17 protein-coding genes are annotated in these 16722 nt (G+C 59.4%); 11 read left to right on the forward strand and 6 right to left on the reverse strand.

Annotation, left to right across the window (positions count from 1 at the left end; translation table 11 throughout):
• Nucleotides 1–205 precede the first annotated feature (205 nt).
• Together ACZ89E_RS22030 and ACZ89E_RS22035 are read right to left on the reverse strand one after the other, a co-directional pair.
• Nucleotides 206–1426 carry a CaiB/BaiF CoA transferase family protein gene (locus ACZ89E_RS22030; protein WP_476256450.1) on the reverse strand — a complete coding sequence of 407 codons (1221 nt, stop codon included), beginning with the start codon at nucleotides 1424–1426 and terminating at the stop codon, nucleotides 206–208.
• Nucleotides 1427–1439: 13 nt separating this feature from the next.
• On the reverse strand, nucleotides 1440–2621 hold the full coding sequence (locus tag ACZ89E_RS22035; RefSeq protein WP_133835126.1) for an acyl-CoA dehydrogenase: 1182 nt from the start codon (nucleotides 2619–2621) through the stop codon (nucleotides 1440–1442).
• 157 nt (nucleotides 2622–2778) lie between these two features.
• On the opposite strand from ACZ89E_RS22035, the gene ACZ89E_RS22040 reads away from it, so the two are divergent.
• From ACZ89E_RS22040 to ACZ89E_RS22085, 10 genes are all read left to right on the forward strand, one after another.
• The gene (locus ACZ89E_RS22040; RefSeq protein WP_476256451.1) at nucleotides 2779–3678 is read left to right on the forward strand and encodes a LysR family transcriptional regulator; all 900 of its coding nucleotides are present in this window, start codon (nucleotides 2779–2781) and stop codon (nucleotides 3676–3678) included.
• Nucleotides 3679–4113: 435 nt separating this feature from the next.
• Complete coding sequence (locus ACZ89E_RS22045) at nucleotides 4114–5235, forward strand: Re/Si-specific NAD(P)(+) transhydrogenase subunit alpha (protein ID WP_149661880.1); 1122 nt, start codon at nucleotides 4114–4116, stop codon at nucleotides 5233–5235.
• A 15-nt stretch (nucleotides 5236–5250) separates the two neighbouring features.
• A complete protein-coding gene (locus ACZ89E_RS22050; protein WP_007947884.1) occupies nucleotides 5251–5574 on the forward strand; it encodes an NAD(P) transhydrogenase subunit alpha part 2 in 324 nt (107 codons plus the stop codon).
• Nucleotides 5574–7010 carry an NAD(P)(+) transhydrogenase (Re/Si-specific) subunit beta gene (locus ACZ89E_RS22055; RefSeq protein WP_463259002.1) on the forward strand — a complete coding sequence of 479 codons (1437 nt, stop codon included), beginning with the start codon at nucleotides 5574–5576 and terminating at the stop codon, nucleotides 7008–7010. Before ACZ89E_RS22050 ends, ACZ89E_RS22055 begins: the two co-directional genes overlap by 1 nt.
• Before the next feature lie 179 nt (nucleotides 7011–7189).
• On the forward strand, nucleotides 7190–8683 hold the full coding sequence (locus ACZ89E_RS22060) for an acetyl-CoA hydrolase/transferase family protein (RefSeq protein WP_463259001.1): 1494 nt from the start codon (nucleotides 7190–7192) through the stop codon (nucleotides 8681–8683).
• Nucleotides 8684–9002: 319 nt separating this feature from the next.
• Nucleotides 9003–9218, forward strand: coding sequence for a DUF1127 domain-containing protein (locus tag ACZ89E_RS22065; RefSeq protein ID WP_030129620.1), 216 nt, complete (start codon nucleotides 9003–9005; stop codon nucleotides 9216–9218).
• A 312-nt stretch (nucleotides 9219–9530) separates the two neighbouring features.
• The gene (locus ACZ89E_RS22070) at nucleotides 9531–9848 is read left to right on the forward strand and encodes a DUF2388 domain-containing protein (RefSeq protein ID WP_149661883.1); all 318 of its coding nucleotides are present in this window, start codon (nucleotides 9531–9533) and stop codon (nucleotides 9846–9848) included.
• Between the two features lie 107 nt (nucleotides 9849–9955).
• Nucleotides 9956–10273 (forward strand): DUF2388 domain-containing protein, encoded by a 318-nt coding sequence (locus ACZ89E_RS22075; protein ID WP_149661884.1) that lies wholly within the window; start codon nucleotides 9956–9958, stop codon nucleotides 10271–10273.
• A gap of 27 nt (nucleotides 10274–10300) precedes the next feature.
• Entirely contained in the window at nucleotides 10301–10621 is a 321-nt protein-coding gene (locus ACZ89E_RS22080; RefSeq protein ID WP_149661885.1) for a DUF2388 domain-containing protein, read from the forward strand.
• Between the two features lie 29 nt (nucleotides 10622–10650).
• A complete protein-coding gene (locus tag ACZ89E_RS22085; protein ID WP_476257069.1) occupies nucleotides 10651–12579 on the forward strand; it encodes a DUF7844 domain-containing protein in 1929 nt (642 codons plus the stop codon).
• Between the two features lie 112 nt (nucleotides 12580–12691).
• On the opposite strand, the gene ACZ89E_RS22090 is transcribed toward ACZ89E_RS22085, so the two are convergent.
• The 3 genes from ACZ89E_RS22090 to trpB all read right to left on the reverse strand — a co-directional run bounded on the left by ACZ89E_RS22090 (nucleotide 12692) and on the right by trpB (nucleotide 15316).
• On the reverse strand, nucleotides 12692–13162 hold the full coding sequence (locus ACZ89E_RS22090) for an anti-virulence regulator CigR family protein (RefSeq protein WP_476256452.1): 471 nt from the start codon (nucleotides 13160–13162) through the stop codon (nucleotides 12692–12694).
• A gap of 121 nt (nucleotides 13163–13283) precedes the next feature.
• Nucleotides 13284–14096: a tryptophan synthase subunit alpha gene (gene trpA, locus ACZ89E_RS22095; protein WP_123408454.1), complete on the reverse strand. Its 813-nt coding sequence runs from the start codon at nucleotides 14094–14096 to the stop codon at nucleotides 13284–13286.
• Nucleotides 14096–15316 carry a tryptophan synthase subunit beta gene (gene trpB / locus ACZ89E_RS22100; RefSeq protein WP_149661888.1) on the reverse strand — a complete coding sequence of 407 codons (1221 nt, stop codon included), beginning with the start codon at nucleotides 15314–15316 and terminating at the stop codon, nucleotides 14096–14098. The genes trpA and trpB overlap by 1 nt, the downstream gene beginning before the upstream one ends.
• 112 nt (nucleotides 15317–15428) lie before the next feature.
• Between trpB and ACZ89E_RS22105 the strand changes: the two genes are divergently transcribed.
• Nucleotides 15429–16322: a LysR family transcriptional regulator gene (locus ACZ89E_RS22105; RefSeq protein WP_149661889.1), complete on the forward strand. Its 894-nt coding sequence runs from the start codon at nucleotides 15429–15431 to the stop codon at nucleotides 16320–16322.
• Here the strand turns inward: ACZ89E_RS22105 and ACZ89E_RS22110 are convergent.
• On the reverse strand, nucleotides 16319–16645 hold the full coding sequence (locus tag ACZ89E_RS22110; protein ID WP_008027738.1) for an ElaB/YgaM/YqjD family protein: 327 nt from the start codon (nucleotides 16643–16645) through the stop codon (nucleotides 16319–16321). The two genes, ACZ89E_RS22105 and ACZ89E_RS22110, sit on opposite strands and share 4 nt — an antisense overlap.
• Between the last annotated feature and the right edge of the window lie 77 nt (nucleotides 16646–16722).

The following is a 16722-nucleotide window of genomic DNA, read 5'->3' on the forward strand; positions in this document are numbered from 1 at the left end:
CGCTGTCGAAAACTGCGTAACTCTTTGTTTACCAAGGAGTTTTCCGTTTCGACTGCGCCGGAAGTGGGGCGAATTATAGACTTCCAGAATCTGCCGTCAAGCACTGATTTGGCTTTTCTATCAATAACTTGCAGAAAGCCGGAAAACACCCCGCTCGCGCTATATATAGAAGAGCAAAACCGCTCCCTCTATATAGAAGAAACCTTCAGAGCACTCCGTCTTGCTTGAGAGCAGCCACAGCACCAGCGCTCAAACCCAATACCCGCTGCAGAACCTCCAGCGTATGTTCCCCTAATAGCGGAGGCGCATTGCGGTACTCCACAGGCGTCTCGGACAGACGAATCGGACTCGCCACCTGGGGCACCATCCCGGCCAGCACATGAGGCAGTTCAATAGCCAACCCACGCGCTTTAACCTGCGGATCAGCAAACACCTGCGCCAAATCATTGATCGGCCCGCACGGCACGCCAGCCTGCTCCAGCTGCAACACCCACTCAGCCGTCGTCTTGAATACTGTCGCCTGACGAATCAGCGGAATCAGCACCGCCCGATTGGCCACCCGCAGCTTGTTGGTAGAAAAACGCGGATCATCCGCCCACTGCGGCTGCCCCGCCACCTCGGCAAACTTGCGGAATTGCCCGTCGTTACCCACGGTGAGGATGAAATCGCCATCCGCCGTAGGAAAGTCCTGATAAGGCACGATGTTTGGGTGCGCATTCCCCAAGCGCTTCGGCGCATTGCCGGTAGTCAGGTAGTTCATCGCCTGGTTAGCCAGGCATGCCACCTGCACATCCAGCAATGCCATATCAATGTGCTGACCTCCACCGTCATGATCCCGATGCGCCAGCGCCGCCAATATAGCCACCGTCGAATAGAGCCCGGTCAGAATGTCCGTCAGCGCTACACCGACTTTCACCGGCCCGGCACCCTCATCACCTTCAGGCCGCCCCGTCAGGCTCATCAAGCCACCCAACCCCTGGATCATGAAGTCATAGCCCGCACGTTTGGCGTAGGGCCCGGTCTGACCAAACCCGGTGATCGAGCAATAAATCAGATTCGGGTTGATCGCCTTGAGCGATTCATAGTCCAGCCCATAAGCCGCCAGACCGCCCACCTTGAAGTTCTCAATCAAAATGTCCGACTTCTCTGCCAGCTCGCGCACCAGCCTCTGGCCTTCAGGCCGAGTGAAGTCGATGGTCACCGATTGCTTGTTGCGATTGGCCGACAAGTAATAAGCGGCCTCGCTGGTGTTCTCGCCATAGGCGTCTTTCAGGAACGGAGGTCCCCAGGCGCGCGTGTCGTCGCCATTGCCCGGGCGCTCGACCTTGATCACCTCAGCGCCAAGGTCCGCCAGGATCTGCCCGGACCAAGGCCCGGCCAGCACCCGCGATAAATCCAGTACCCGTAAATGCGAAAGCGCGCCCATTGCCGTTCTCCTATTAATAGAACGCCTGGATGCCGGTCTGCGCGCGACCCAGGATCAGCGCGTGCACGTCATGCGTACCTTCGTAGGTATTCACCACTTCCAGGTTGACCAGGTGGCGAGCCACCCCGAATTCATCGGAGATGCCGTTGCCGCCCAACATGTCGCGAGCCATGCGCGCGATGTCCAGGGACTTGCCGCAGGAGTTGCGCTTCATCATCGAAGTGATCTCGACCGCAGCCGTGCCTTCATCCTTCATGCGACCCAGACGCAGGCAGCCTTGCAGCGCCATGGTGATTTCAGTCTGCATATCGGCCAACTTCTTCTGGATCAACTGAGTGGCGGCCAATGGGCGACCGAACTGCTGACGATCCAGGGTGTATTGACGCGCGGTGTGCCAGCAGAACTCGGCGGCGCCCAGCGCGCCCCAGGAGATGCCGTAACGTGCGGAGTTGAGGCAGGTAAACGGACCTTTCAGGCCACGGACATCCGGGAAGATGTTTTCTTCAGGAACAAACACGTTGTCCATGACGATTTCGCCCGTGATCGACGCACGCAGGCCAACCTTGCCGTGAATCGCCGGAGCGCTCAGGCCTTTCCAGCCCTTCTCCAGTACGAAGCCACGGATGTCGCCGGCGTCGTCCTTGCCCCAGACCACGAACACATCGGCGATCGGGCTGTTGGTGATCCACATCTTGCTGCCGGTCAGGCTGTAGCCGCCTTCCACTTTTCGTGCACGAGTAATCATCGCGCCCGGGTCGGAACCGTGGTTCGGCTCTGTCAGACCGAAGCAACCGATCCACTCGCCCGAAGCGAGTTTCGGCAGGTACTTCTGCTTTTGCGCTTCAGTACCGAACTCATTGATCGGCACCATCACCAGCGAAGATTGCACGCTCATCATCGACCGATAGCCGGAGTCGACGCGCTCGACCTCACGGGCGATCAGGCCGTAGCTGACGTAGTTCAGGCCGCTGCCACCGTATTCCTCAGGAATGGTCGCGCCCAACAAACCCACGTCGCCCATCTCACGGAAGATCGCGATGTCGGTCTTCTCATGGCGGAAAGCTTCCAGAACACGCGGCGCGAGTTTCTGCTGAGCGAACTGCTCGGCGGTGTCGCGAATCATGCGCTCTTCTTCGGTGAGCTGTTGATCCAGCAGCAGGGGATCGATCCAGTTGAAGCTAGCTTTACCGCCCATGAGTGTGTCCTCTCGAATCGGGTCAAATAACGTGAACTGATCCTAGGCCCCGTTCGGCGTCACGGCAAACGAGGATTTCGCATACTGTTGTGCTAATTTCTCACTCCGAAGCATCGCGCAAGGTCATTAATGCGATGTATTAGTGAGGTTCACGTACATGCGCAGGAAAATCCCCAGCACCACCGCCCTGATCAGCTTCGAAGCGGCAGCGCGCCATGAGAGCTTTACCAAGGCTGCACAGGAACTTTCCCTCACCCAAGGAGCGATTTGCCGACAGATCGCCAGCCTGGAGGAGTTCCTCAGCGTCGAACTGTTCCGACGCTCCCGGCGCGGAGTGAAGCTGACCGAAGCCGGACTTTCCTACAGCCGTCGGGTGGCCACGCAACTCGATGCGGTTGAGCGGGACACGTTGTCAGTGATGGGCCAGCAAGGCGCCAACGTGATCGAACTCGCGGTGGTGCCGACCTTCGGCACCCAATGGCTGCTGCCGCGACTCAAAGACTTTCAGCACAAGCACCCCGAGGTGACCGTCAACCTCACCAACCGCACCCGCCCCTTTCTGTTTGCCGACACCGAATTCGATGCGGCGATCTATTTCGGCGATGCGGACTGGTCCGGTACCGAATCCCACAGACTGATGGGAGAAAACCCGATGCCGGTGTGCAGCCCCGCCCTACTGGGCAATAAGACAAATCTGACAGCCACTGAAATCGCGGAATTACCCTTGTTGCAGCAAACCACCCGCCCCTATGCCTGGCGCCAATGGTTCAACTTTCAGAACCTGAATATCCCCCGCGACATGACAGGCCCGCGTTACGAGCTATTCTCCATGCTCGCCCAGGCAGCCATGCACGACATGGGGATCGCACTGATTCCGCCGTTTCTGATCCAGCGTGAATTGGCGGAGAAGCGCCTGGTGATTGCCAATACTCAGGCGCTATCGAGCATCAAGGCGTATTACCTGATGATTCCTGAGCGGAAGGTCGAATCGGCATCTTTAAGGGCTTTTCGCGACTGGCTGGTAAACCAGGCACACAGCTACAGCCTAGAAGGATAGAGGCTTTTAGCTATTAACTGACCTCGTAGTCAATAAAAACAAAACACTACAGATATAAGTATTTGTCGCATATCCATAGACTGTACCGACAAGCAGTACAAACGTCCCACAAGTGCCTGAAGACGTGGCCTTGAGCCTCTATTTCGAAGCAATGACCACTCATTCACCGCGCCGATGTGGAAATTCTTCAATTTCGACCAGACTCCTTACAAGGCACGGCCTGCAAGGGATTGAACAGGTTGGTTGCGACATTCGGTCACGGGGTGACTTGTAGTTAATTTTCCGTCACCCGTCATAATCCCTTGAAGGGCACAAAGTTCGCCTGCAAAATGCCGCGCCCCGCCCTGATTTGGCGGGATCGTGCTGATCGGCCGCCCCAGCCGCACCATCCGAAGTGCCTGGGTTTACTCAATAAGATCACGCAGGAGATTTGACGTGCACATTGGTGTTCCTCTCGAAACCCAGACGGGTGAAACACGGGTTGCTGCAACCCCGGAAACCATCAAAAAGTTGATCGGCCAGGGTCATAAGGTCACTGTACAAAGCGGCGCCGGCGTCAAAGCCAGCGTTGTCGACAGTGCTTATGAAGCGGCAGGCGCGACCATTGGCAGCGCCAACGATGCGTTTGGTGCCGAGCTGATTCTCAAGGTGGTCGCCCCCAGCGACAGCGAGCTGGCGCTGATTAAAAGCGGCACCGTTGTGGTGGGGATGCTCAATCCGTTCAGCAATGAAACCATCGCCAAACTGGCCGAGTGCGGCATTACCGCGTTCGCACTGGAAGCAGCGCCGCGTACCTCCCGCGCTCAAAGCCTGGATGTGCTCTCCTCGCAAGCGAACATTGCCGGCTATAAAGCCGTGCTGCTCGCCGCTCACTATTACCCACGCTTCATGCCGATGCTGATGACCGCTGCGGGTACCGTGAAAGCGGCGCGCGTGCTGATTCTCGGCGCTGGCGTGGCGGGCTTGCAGGCGATCGCCACGGCGAAACGCCTGGGCGCAGTGATCGAAGCGTCTGACGTACGTCCGGCGGTAAAAGAGCAAATCGAATCCCTCGGCGCCAAGTTCGTCGACGTGCCTTACGAGACTGACGAAGAGCGCGAATGCGCTGTCGGTGTCGGCGGCTACGCGCGGCCTATGCCCGCAAGCTGGATGCAACGTCAGGCCCTGGCCGTGCACGAACGCGCCAAACAAGCCGACATCGTCATCACCACCGCACTGATCCCGGGCCGTAAGGCACCGACACTGTTGAGCGCGGAAACCGTGGCGCAGATGAAGCCAGGCTCGGTAGTCATCGACCTCGCCGCCGCCCAGGGCGGCAACTGCCCGCTGACCGTGGCCGATCAAGTCGTCGTCGAGAATGGCGTAACCATTTGTGGCCCGACCAACCTGGCTGGTGAAGTCGCGGCAGACGCTTCGGCGCTGTACGCCCGCAACCTGCTGGACTTCCTGAAGCTGGTCTTCAACAAAGAAGGCCAGTTCGAAGTGAACCTCGAAGACGACATCGTCGCCGCGTGCCTGATGTGCCGCGACGGCCAAGTCATCCGCAAAAACGCCTAAGCAGGGATTCAGACGATGGAAGAGCTTATCTCCCCCGGTATCTACAACCTGATCATCTTCGTGCTGGCGATTTATGTCGGTTATCACGTGGTCTGGAACGTTACACCTGCACTGCACACGCCATTGATGGCGGTGACCAACGCCATTTCCGCGATCGTCATCGTCGGCGCCATGCTGGCAGCGGCTTTGACCGTGACACCACTGGGCAAGACCATGGGCACCCTCGCCGTGGCCCTGGCAGCGGTAAACGTGTTCGGTGGCTTCCTGGTCACCCGCAGGATGCTTGAGATGTTCAAGAAAAAAGCCCCGAAAGTCGTAAAAGAAGAGGCGCCCAAGTAATGAGCATGAACCTTGTCACGACGCTCTACTTGATCGCGTCGATCTGCTTCATCCAGGCCCTCAAAGGCCTGTCGCACCCGACCACGTCGCGGCGCGGCAACGTCTACGGCATGCTCGGCATGGCGCTGGCGATCCTCACCACTGTCGGCCTCATCTATAAGCTGGGCGCTGAGCTGGCCACTGCCGGCATCGGTTACGTCATCGTTGGCCTGCTGGTCGGCGGCACCGCTGGCTCGATCATGGCCAAGCGCGTCGAAATGACCAAGATGCCGGAACTGGTTGCCTTCATGCACAGCATGATCGGTATGGCGGCGGTGTTCATTGCCATTGCTGCCGTGGTTGAGCCGCAGTCGCTGGGTATCGTCAAGCAACTGGGTGATGCGATTCCTGCCGGTAACCGCCTGGAGCTGTTCCTCGGCGCGGCCATCGGTGCCATCACCTTCTCCGGTTCGGTAATCGCCTTCGGCAAGCTGTCGGGCAAGTACAAGTTCCGCCTGTTCCAGGGCGCACCGGTACAGTTCGGTGGCCAGCACAAACTAAACCTGGTGCTGGGCCTGGCAACGCTGGCACTGGGCGTCACCTTCATGCTGACCGGCAACCTCAATGCTTTCGCACTGATGCTGGCCCTGGCCTTCGTGCTGGGTGTGCTGATCATCATCCCGATCGGCGGCGCGGACATGCCGGTGGTTGTCTCGATGCTCAACAGCTATTCCGGCTGGGCAGCGGCGGGTATCGGCTTCTCGCTGAACAACTCGATGCTGATCATCGCCGGTTCGCTGGTGGGTTCGTCGGGTGCGATCCTCTCCTATATCATGTGCAAGGCGATGAACCGCTCCTTCTTTAATGTGTTGCTCGGCGGTTTCGGCAACACCGCGGACGCGGCGGGTCCGGCAGGTTCGAAAGAAGCGCGTCCGGTGAAATCCGGTTCGGCTGACGATGCGACCTTCCTGCTGACCAACGCCGACACCGTGATCATCGTTCCAGGCTACGGCCTGGCGGTAGCACGGGCGCAACACGCGCTCAAAGAGCTGACCGAGAAGCTGACCCACCGCGGCGTGACCGTGAAGTACGCGATCCACCCGGTGGCCGGTCGGATGCCTGGCCACATGAACGTATTGCTGGCCGAGGCCGAAGTGCCTTACGACCAGGTGTTCGAGATGGAAGACATCAACTCCGAGTTCGGTCAGGCCGACGTGGTGCTGGTGCTGGGCGCCAACGACGTGGTCAACCCGGCCGCGAAGAACGATCCGAAATCGCCGATTGCCGGCATGCCGATTCTCGAAGCGTTCAAGGCCAAGACCATCATCGTCAACAAGCGCTCGATGGCCAGCGGTTATGCCGGTCTGGACAACGAACTGTTCTACCTCGACAAAACCATGATGGTTTTTGGCGACGCCAAGAAAGTCATCGAAGACATGGTTAAAGCTGTCGAGTAAAACCTGCTCCAACGCAATACCCAAAACCTCAGCCTTTAGTAGGCTGGGGTTTTTTTATTCCCGTGAAACCCGACCAAAGGCTCTAAATCAGGGCTTGGCATTCGACCATGGTAGCGGGACGGATGTTTTTCAAATCACTAGACTGCGTACCTTGCTTTCGTTGCCCGAGATAACAATCCATGTACCGTGATCGTATTCGCTTGCCTTCGTTGTTGGATAAGGTGATGAGCGCCGCTGACGCTGCCGCTCTGATTGAGGACGGCATGACCGTCGGCATGAGCGGTTTCACCCGCGCCGGTGAAGCCAAGGCGGTGCCCCACGCACTGGCCGAACGCGCCAAAATCACCCCGCTGAAAATCACCCTGATGACCGGCGCGAGCCTGGGCAACGACCTCGATAAACAACTGACCGAAGCTGGCGTCCTGTCGCGGCGCATGCCGTTCCAGGTAGACAGCACCCTGCGCAAGGCGATCAACGCCGGCGAAGTCATGTTCATTGACCAGCATCTGTCGGAAACCGTCGAGATGCTGCGCAACCAGCAACTCACGCGGCCGGACATCGCGGTGATTGAAGCCGTGGCGATCACCGAGCAGGGCCATATCGTGCCGACCACGTCGGTGGGCAACTCGGCCAGCTTCGCGATCTTCGCCAAGCACGTGATTGTCGAGATCAACATGGCGCACAACCCGAATCTGGAGGGTTTGCACGACATCTATATCCCGACCTACCGCCCGACCCGTACGCCGATTCCACTGGTGAAGGTCGATGACCGGATTGGCAGCACTGCAATCCCGATCCCTGCGGACAAGATCGTGGCAATCGTGATCACCAACCAATCCGACTCGCCTTCCACTGTGCTGCCGCCGGACGCCGACACCCAGGCCATCGCCGATCACCTGATCGACTTCTTCAAGCAGGAAGTCGCGGCCGGGCGCATGACCAACAAGCTCGGTCCGCTGCAGGCCGGGATCGGCACCATCGCCAACTCGGTGATGTGCGGCTTGATCGACTCGCCATTCGAAGACCTGACCATGTACTCCGAAGTGTTGCAGGATTCGACCTTCGACCTGATCGACGCCGGCAAACTGAGCTTTGCATCGGGCAGTTCGATCACGTTGTCGGCACGACGCAATACCGATGTGTTCGGCAACCTGGAGCATTACAAGGACAAGCTGGTGCTGCGTCCTCAGGAAATCTCCAACCACCCGGAAGTGGTTCGGCGCCTGGGTATCATCGCCGTCAACACAGCGCTGGAGTTTGATCTGTATGGCAACGTCAACTCCACCCACGTCTGCGGCACGCGGATGATGAATGGCATCGGTGGTTCGGGGGACTTCGCGCGCAACGCGCACTTGTCGATCTTTGTCACCAAGTCGATCGCCAAGGGTGGCGCGATTTCCAGCGTGGTGCCGATGGTCAGTCACGTTGACCATACCGAACATGACGTCGACATCCTGGTGACCGAGATCGGCCTGGCCGACCTGCGTGGCCTGGCGCCGCGGGAGCGGGCTCGGGTGGTCATCGACAACTGTGTGCACCCGGACTATCGCGAAGCCCTGAATGACTACTTCACGGCGGCCTGTGCAATCGGTGGCCACACCCCGCACATCCTGCGCGATGCCCTGAGTTGGCACATCAACCTGGAAGAAACCGGGCGGATGCTTAAGGCCTGATTGAACAAAAACACAGCTGACGCACACACAGTTGCGTCAGCTGGTACGTGCAACACACTCTTCTGTAAAAAACTGTACTGCTGTACTGGTCGTTTCCTACGGCTTTTGCCTACATTTCCTAACGCCTCGGTGGAAAATGCACCTTATTAGTGCCGACAGGTACAGTTGCCTCAATTACGACCAGTACACCCCCTGTAAACAGTTAACTGGTCTCTCACAATACAAGTGAACTGTATCTAGGGAGTCTGGCCAAACGAGAGGATCATTGGCATCAGTTAAACCACTACCTAATCCCGCCACAAGCGGAAGGATGCTAACCATGGAACGTACACTCAGTTCCGAACTGTTCTTCGAAGACACTGCTGCAAAAACCCAGGCTTCCATGCCTCTTCGCGTTATCGCCAACCTGATGTTGTGGCAGCGCCGCATTACCAGCCGCCATCAACTGGCTCGTCTGGATTCGCGTCTGCTGGCTGATGCCGGGATTAGCGAAGCACAACGCTACGAAGAGCTGAGCAAGCCGTTCTGGCGCTAAGTTAGCGTCGCTGGCCCTGACCTGTAGGGTCCACCGCCAGCACCCGAATTGAACAAACAAGACCCGTCGTGGGAAACCACGACGGGTTTTGTCGTTTCAGGACCCGGAAAAAGCCATACAGGTACAGTTTTAAAATTACGAAAATGCAGCAGTACACCTTCAAAGGAGCGGCCGTTTCATCTAGATGGGCTATTCGAATTCATCCTCACCGGCCTAATATCCAATCAGAACGTGGCGAACGCTTCCCAGCAGGCGTCTGATCAACCAGACACTGCGCCACCTCTCAATCGGTTTATCCAAAGGAGCTACCCCATGTCCCGTCTTCGTCTGCTGAGCGCCGCAGCCCTGCTCGCCGTGGCTGCCAATGCCCACGCCTCCAGTTTTATCGTGACCACCGACGCCGTAGTCGGCGCCCTCAAATCCAGTTCCGATGCGACCTCCGACGCCTCTTCTTCACTGCGCGATAACAAAATCGTACGTGCTGCTCGTGATGACGCCGCCAGCTTTGTCGCCAGCAACGGTGACATTCGTGGTGTGAAACTGGAAAGTGCAATCGATGAGATTCACCGCCAATTGCCTCAGTTGAACGCTACTGATGCACAGATTGCCCAAGCCATCCTGGCGATCTGAACGTCAGCTGAACGACGGGGCACGCCCATCGTGTCCCGATGTTTCGGCGCTGGCTCTAGTCCGGGCATTGCGCTAGCCTTGGGACTCGCTTTCAGCTATCGAGTCCCATGCGGTTTCTTTCAAATCTGTTACTCACGCAAGTGATTATTGCGGCCTCCTGGTCGGGCTCGGCCCATGCCTTCGATGCCTTCAACCTGTCTACACAAGGCACTGTCGTCAGTGGCTACGCCACAAGCATGGTGACCTCCGCGCCCTTCGACCATAAACTGCTGATCGCCGCTCAGGATGACGCCGCGGCTTTCATCGCCAGTGACGGCCAACTGCGAGGAGCGCAACTGGAATCCGCCCTGGTTTACCTGCGTCGGACCCAGCCAAAACTTCATGCCAGCGACCTTGAACTGGCACAGGCAATTCTCGTCCAATAGTTATCATCGTTCCTCCGGAGTCGTTCCATGCGTAGCCCGCTGATTGCTGCCACCCTTGGCCTGCTGTTGTTGGCCGACGTGGCCCAGGCACACACCCTGGTTGCCACCAGTAATATCCTCATTCGCGCCACCCAGCGCACACTCGACTTCACGTCCGATACCACCACGTCCATTCGCGATTCGAAAATCGTCCGCGAAGCCCATGACGATGCGGCCAGTTTCATCGCCAGCGATGGTGATATTCGTGGCGCCCACCTGGAAGCGGCCTTCAATACCTTGCGCACCCGCGTGCCGGAAGCCCGCGATGCCAGTGACCAGGTTCTCGCCGAAGCCATCCTCGCACTGTGAGGTCGCTTAGCGTCTGGCTGCTGGCCGGGATGGTGTTGCTGCTCGGCAACACCGCCCAGGCCAGCCTGCAACTACGCCTCAAGACCGACGGTCTGAGCCCCGCGCAAGTGCAGGCCAGCCAGGCGCTGCTTGATGAAGCCATGCAGGCGCTGCCGCCGCGTTTCGTCGAGCAACTGGATCGGCGCATCGATGTCGGCTGGACCGACGACATGCCCAGTAACGCCTACGGCCAGGCGTCCCTGGTGTCCGAGCTCGATCTGAATCGCAATCTACTCGCCAGCCTCACCGACGGCAGCGCCGCGACAAAAAAGACGTATCGCCCCCACGGCACCGTGCGCCGGGAAATGCTCGCCACGGTCCTGCACGAACTCACCCATATTTATGACCGCGCGCGCCTGTGGCCAGACGCCGAGCGCACGCTGATCCAGCGTTGCAATCGACGCAACAGCAGCTCAGGGCTGATCGGCATTCCCGATCAATGCCGCGGCCAGACAGCACGCCGCTTTACCCTCAGTGATGACCCACGACTGCTGGACCTGGCCGGCTGGCCGCAATACGTCGGCCGTCGTGGCGAACGCGAAGCGCACAACCGGCAAGTCGCCCGCAGCCCGGACCTCTACGAGACGACCAATCCCAAGGAGTTCGTGGCGGTCAACATGGAGTATTTCCTCCTCGACCCAAGCTATGCCTGCCGTCGTCCCGCGCTGTACCGTTACTACAAGGAACATTTCGGCTGGGCGCCTGCCGCCAAGGACACTTGCGCCAAAACCTTCGCCTTCCTGAATGCCGGCAACGACTTCGCCAAGACACCGCTGGGCCAGGTCGACCCGGAGCGGGTTTACGCCGTCGACTACCTGCTGGCTGAAGCCAACCAGAACTGGGTCAGCCGCTGGGGCCACAGCATGTTGCGCCTGGTGATCTGCGCGCCGGGCCGTCCACGCGGGCCGGATTGCCGACTGGACCTGGATCAGCACCTGGTGCTGTCCTACCGCGCTTTCGTCGGTGACGTGCAGCTGTCGAGTTGGGACGGCCTCGTCGGCAAATACCCGTCGCGCCTGTTTGTCTTGCCCCTGGCCCAAGTCATCGATGAATACACCAAGACCGAACTGCGCAGCCTCGCTTCGGTGCCATTGAACCTGTCGCGCACCGAGATCGAGGAAGTGGTGGAACACGCGGCGGAGATGCACTGGAGCTACGACGGCAACTACTTCTTCCTGTCCAACAACTGCGCGGTGGAAAGCCTGAAACTGCTGCGCAGCGGCAGCAACAACGCGCAACTGACGGGTCTGGACAGCATCATGCCCAACGGCTTGCTGGAAGTGCTCAAGGGTCGCGGACTGGCGGACACCAGCGTACTCGACGACCCGCGCGAGGCCTTGCGCCTGGGCTATCGCTTCGACTCCTTCCGCGATCGTTATCAAGCGATGTTCGAAGTGCTGAAGAAGCACTTGCCGATCAAACAGACCACCGTCGAAGACTGGCTGTCATTGAGCGCTGAAGAACGTCGGCAATGGATCGACCAGGCGGACCTGCGCACCAGTGCGGCGTTGCTGTTGCTGGAGCAGGCCAGTTTCCGTCGCCAGCTCCAGTTGGCTCAGGATGAAGTGAAGCAGCGCTATCTGGGGGCTCGCGAACTGAAGAACGGCGGCATGGACAAGGCCAACGCGACCTTGCAGCAGATTCTCGCCAACAGCGGCTTCCTCAGCCGCCCCGCCGAATTGCTCGGCTCTGGCGGTTATGGTTTGCCCCAGCCAAGCGAGTCGGCGCGACTGGAGGCGGAAAGCAGCCTGCGCCAGAAACAGCTGCAATCGCTGACCGGGGATCTGGACAAGGAAGTGCGGGCATTGCTGGAACCGAGCCGTGCGGCGGAGATTGCGGCCAATGAAGCCAACCTGAAGCAGGTTGGCGAGCATTTGCGGGCGTTGCACAAGGCGGCGGGCGGGTTGGAGCTGCCCTGATAGAAAAGCAAAAGATCGCAGCCTTCGGCAGCGCCCACAGGTGCGTAGGAGCCGCCGAAGGCTGCGAACTTTTTTGCGGCACAACGCGCAATGCGCTGTGCCGAACACCCCCTTAATTCAACACGTTATCCAGAATCTCATAAACAATCCCTGTCCCCACCGCGATCAACACAATGTCGCCACCGGCACGACGCCATTCGTAGCCCTGGTAATTCGGCAGATGCGACAACGCGCGATTATCCAGGCGCTCACCGTAATAGCCATGAGGCAACGGCCGACCACGTTCCAGGCGAATACCTGGAGGTGGCGGCGCACCGCGCACGAAATAACCGTGATTATCGTGAATGCTCTGACGCACCGGGCCAAAGTCCCGTGGCGGAGGGCCGCCACGATGGTTGTCCTGCGGGCCACGGTGATCATTGCCACGATTATCACCATGATCGTTGCCGCGGTTATCGTACTGGCCCTGCTGCGGGCCGCCGTGGTCGTGATCGTCGCGCTGGTCGGCGCTGGCGTGCAGCAACGGGGTCGCACTGAGCATCAGTACGCCCAGGCTGGCAATCAGACGTTTCGGCATTTTCATCGGGGGTTTCCTCACTGCACATACAGCAAAAAGGGATTCAGAACGATGTTCTGAATCCCTCGGTCTTGCTGATTAGTGTGTGCGGCGAGGCGCTAATTCCTCTGTATCAAGAACTTTACCTTCAACTGACCCGGGCCTTACGCACGCCCTCGGACAACGCCGCACAAAGGCTCAGCACGCCGTCGATGGCCTGGTCCGGCGTCGAGGCATTGGCGATGTGATCGATCAACGCCGAACCCACCACCACACCGTCCGCCAGACGAGCGATAGCCGCTGCCTGCTCCGGTGTACGGATACCGAAACCGATGCTGATCGGCAGGTCGGTATGGCGACGCAGACGCGCCACCGCTTCCTCGACGTGCTCCAACGTTGCCGCACCCGCACCGGTCACACCCGCAACCGACACGTAATAGACGAAGCCGGAGCTGCCGTTCAGCACGGTCGGCAGGCGCACATCATCGGTGGTCGGCGTAGTCAAACGGATGAAGTCCAGGCCCGCAGCCTGAGCCGGGTCACACAGCTCACCGTTATGTTCCGGCGGCAGATCGACCACGATCAAACCATCGACACCAGCCTCTTTGGCATCCGCGATGAAACGCGGCACGCCATACATGTGAATCGGGTTGAAATAACCCATCAGCACCAGCGGCGTCTCGGTGTTGCCTTCACGGAACTCGCGAACCATTTGCAGGGTTTTCGCCAGGTTCTGCTTGGCGCCCAAGGCGCGGATGTTGGCCAACTGGATTGCCGGGCCGTCGGCCATCGGGTCGGTGAAGGGCATGCCCAATTCGATCACGTCGGCACCAGCGCCCGGCAAGCCTTTGAGGATCGCCAGCGAGGTGTCGTAGCTCGGATCGCCGGCGGTGACGAAGGTCACCAGCGCAGCGCGGTTCTGTTCTTTAAGTTCAGCAAAACGCGTTTGCAGGCGGCTCATCAGTGTTTCTCCTGCTTCGATTGTTCCATATGGTGCATCACGGTTTGCATGTCTTTGTCGCCACGGCCGGACAGGTTGACCACCATCAGGTGATCCTTCGGCAGCTTCGGTGCGCGCTTGAACACTTCGGCCAGGGCATGGGCGCTTTCCAGCGCAGGAATAATCCCTTCCAGGCGGCAGCATTTGTGGAACGCGTCGAGGGCTTCGTCGTCGGTCACCGAGGTGTACTGGACGCGGCCGATGTCATGCAACCAGGCGTGTTCAGGGCCGATGCCCGGATAGTCGAGGCCGGCGGAGATCGAGTGGGCGTCGATGATCTGACCGTCGTCGTCCTGCAACAGGAAGGTGCGATTGCCGTGCAGCACGCCCGGTACGCCGCCGTTCAGGCTGGCCGCGTGTTTGCCGGTTTCGATACCGTAGCCGGCGGCTTCAACGCCGATGATCTCGACGCTCTTGTCATCCAGGAACGGGTGGAACAGGCCCATGGCATTGGAACCACCGCCGATGCACGCCACCAGACTGTCTGGCAGGCGGCCTTCCTGGTCTTGCAACTGAGTACGGGTTTCTTTGCCGATCACCGATTGGAAGTCACGAACCATCGCCGGGTAAGGGTGTGGACCCGCAACAGTGCCGATCAGATAGAAGGTGCTGTCGACGTTGGTCACCCAGTCTCGCAGGGCTTCGTTCATTGCATCTTTCAGGGTGCCGGTGCCGGCCACGACCGGGATCACTTCGGCGCCCAGCAGCTTCATGCGGAACACGTTGGCCTGCTGACGTTCGATGTCAGTGGTGCCCATGTAGATCACGCAATCCAGGCCAAAACGCGCGGCCACGGTGGCGGTCGCCACGCCGTGCATGCCGGCGCCGGTCTCGGCGATGATGCGTTTCTTGCCCATGCGCCGCGCCAGCAGGATCTGGCCGATGCAGTTGTTGATCTTGTGCGCGCCGGTGTGGTTCAGCTCTTCGCGCTTGAGGTAAATCTTCGCGCCGCCGCAGAACTCGGTCAGGCGTTCAGCGTAATAGAGAGGACTTGGACGTCCGACATAGTCGCGCTGGAAGTAGGCCAATTCTTCTTTGAAGGCAGGATCTTCCTTGGCCAGTTCGTATTCACGGGCCAGGTCGAGGATCAACGGCATCAGGGTTTCGGCGACGTAACGGCCGCCGAACGAGCCAAACAGGCCGTTGGCGTCGGGGCCGTTGCGCAGATTAGTCTGGGTCATGGGTCGCTCCAGTGGGATTCGTGTGATGACAATGACGCTCACTCTACCCCTGACGTCCCGGCCTGAAAACCGATAAGATCGCCGCAACCTGTCAGGAAAACTCACAGATCCCATGAGCCACGACCTCCCTCCGCTGAACGCCCTTCGGGCCTTCGAAGCCACTGCCCGCCTGAACAGCGTCAGCCAGGCTGCCGAACAGCTGCACGTCACCCATGGCGCGGTCAGCCGGCAACTGAAGGTGCTGGAAGAACACTTGGGCGTCAGCCTGTTCATCAAGGACGGGCGTGGCCTTAAACTCACAGATGCCGGCATTCGTTTGCGCGATGCCAGCACTGAAGCGTTCGAGCGCTTGCGCACCGTATGTGCCGAATTGACCCAAAGCACCGCCGATGCACCGTTCGTGCTTGGCTGCTCCGGGAGTTTGCTCGCGCGCTGGTTCATTCCGCGCCTGGGACGATTGAATGCGGACTTGCCGGACCTGCGCCTGCACCTGTCGGCCGGGGAAGGCGATCTTGACCCTCGGCGGCCGGGGCTGGACGCCTTGCTGGTATTTGCCGAGCCTCCCTGGCCGGCGGACATGCAGGTCTACGAACTGGCCAGTGAACGCATCGGCCCGGTCATGAGCCCTCGCTTCGCCGGTTACGAACGGCTACAACAGGCGCCAGCCAGTGCGCTGATGACCGAGCCGCTGTTGCACACCACATCGCGCCCTCAGGCTTGGCCGAGCTGGGCACAGCAAAGCGGCCTCGACGCCAAGGCGTTGAAGTTCGGGCAGGGTTTCGAGCATTTGTATTATTTGCTGGAAGCGGCGGTGGCAGGGTTGGGTGTGGCGATTGCCCCTGAACCACTGGTGGCCGAGGATTTGAAGGCCGGTCGCCTGGTTGCGCCATGGGGTTTTTGTGAAACCCCGGCGCAACTGGCGCTTTGGCTACCCAAGCGCGCCGCGGATGGGCGCGCTCGGCAACTGGCGCAGTGGCTCAAGAACGAGCTTCGCCAAGCGGATTAGTCGCCGCGTTTGCACAACAGGTAAGCCGCGAGCAAACCCAGTGCGCCAACCGCGACACCGGCTGTCGTCCAAGGGTGTTCCTGGGCGTAGTCTCGAGTGGCGATCCCGGTTTCGCGGGTTTTCACTTTGACTTCTTCATAAGCATCGCTGAGCAGATGACGCGAATGTTTCAGCGCGCTCTCGGCATTGGCTTTCAACGCCTTGAGGGTTTTACGCGACTCGTCCGAGGCGTCGTCCTTCAGGTTTTCCAGCGACTTGAGAAGACTCTCGATCTCGGCTTCCATGCTTTGCAATGAGGCTTTACGTAAAGAGGTGTTGGCCATGGTGGCTCTCCTTCATTGGTGATGAGTAGCGTGTGTTGGTTGGGACTTCAGGGGTTTGAGAAAGTGCAGTAAATCTG

This window comes from Pseudomonas sp. TE3899 (assembly GCF_056279105.1).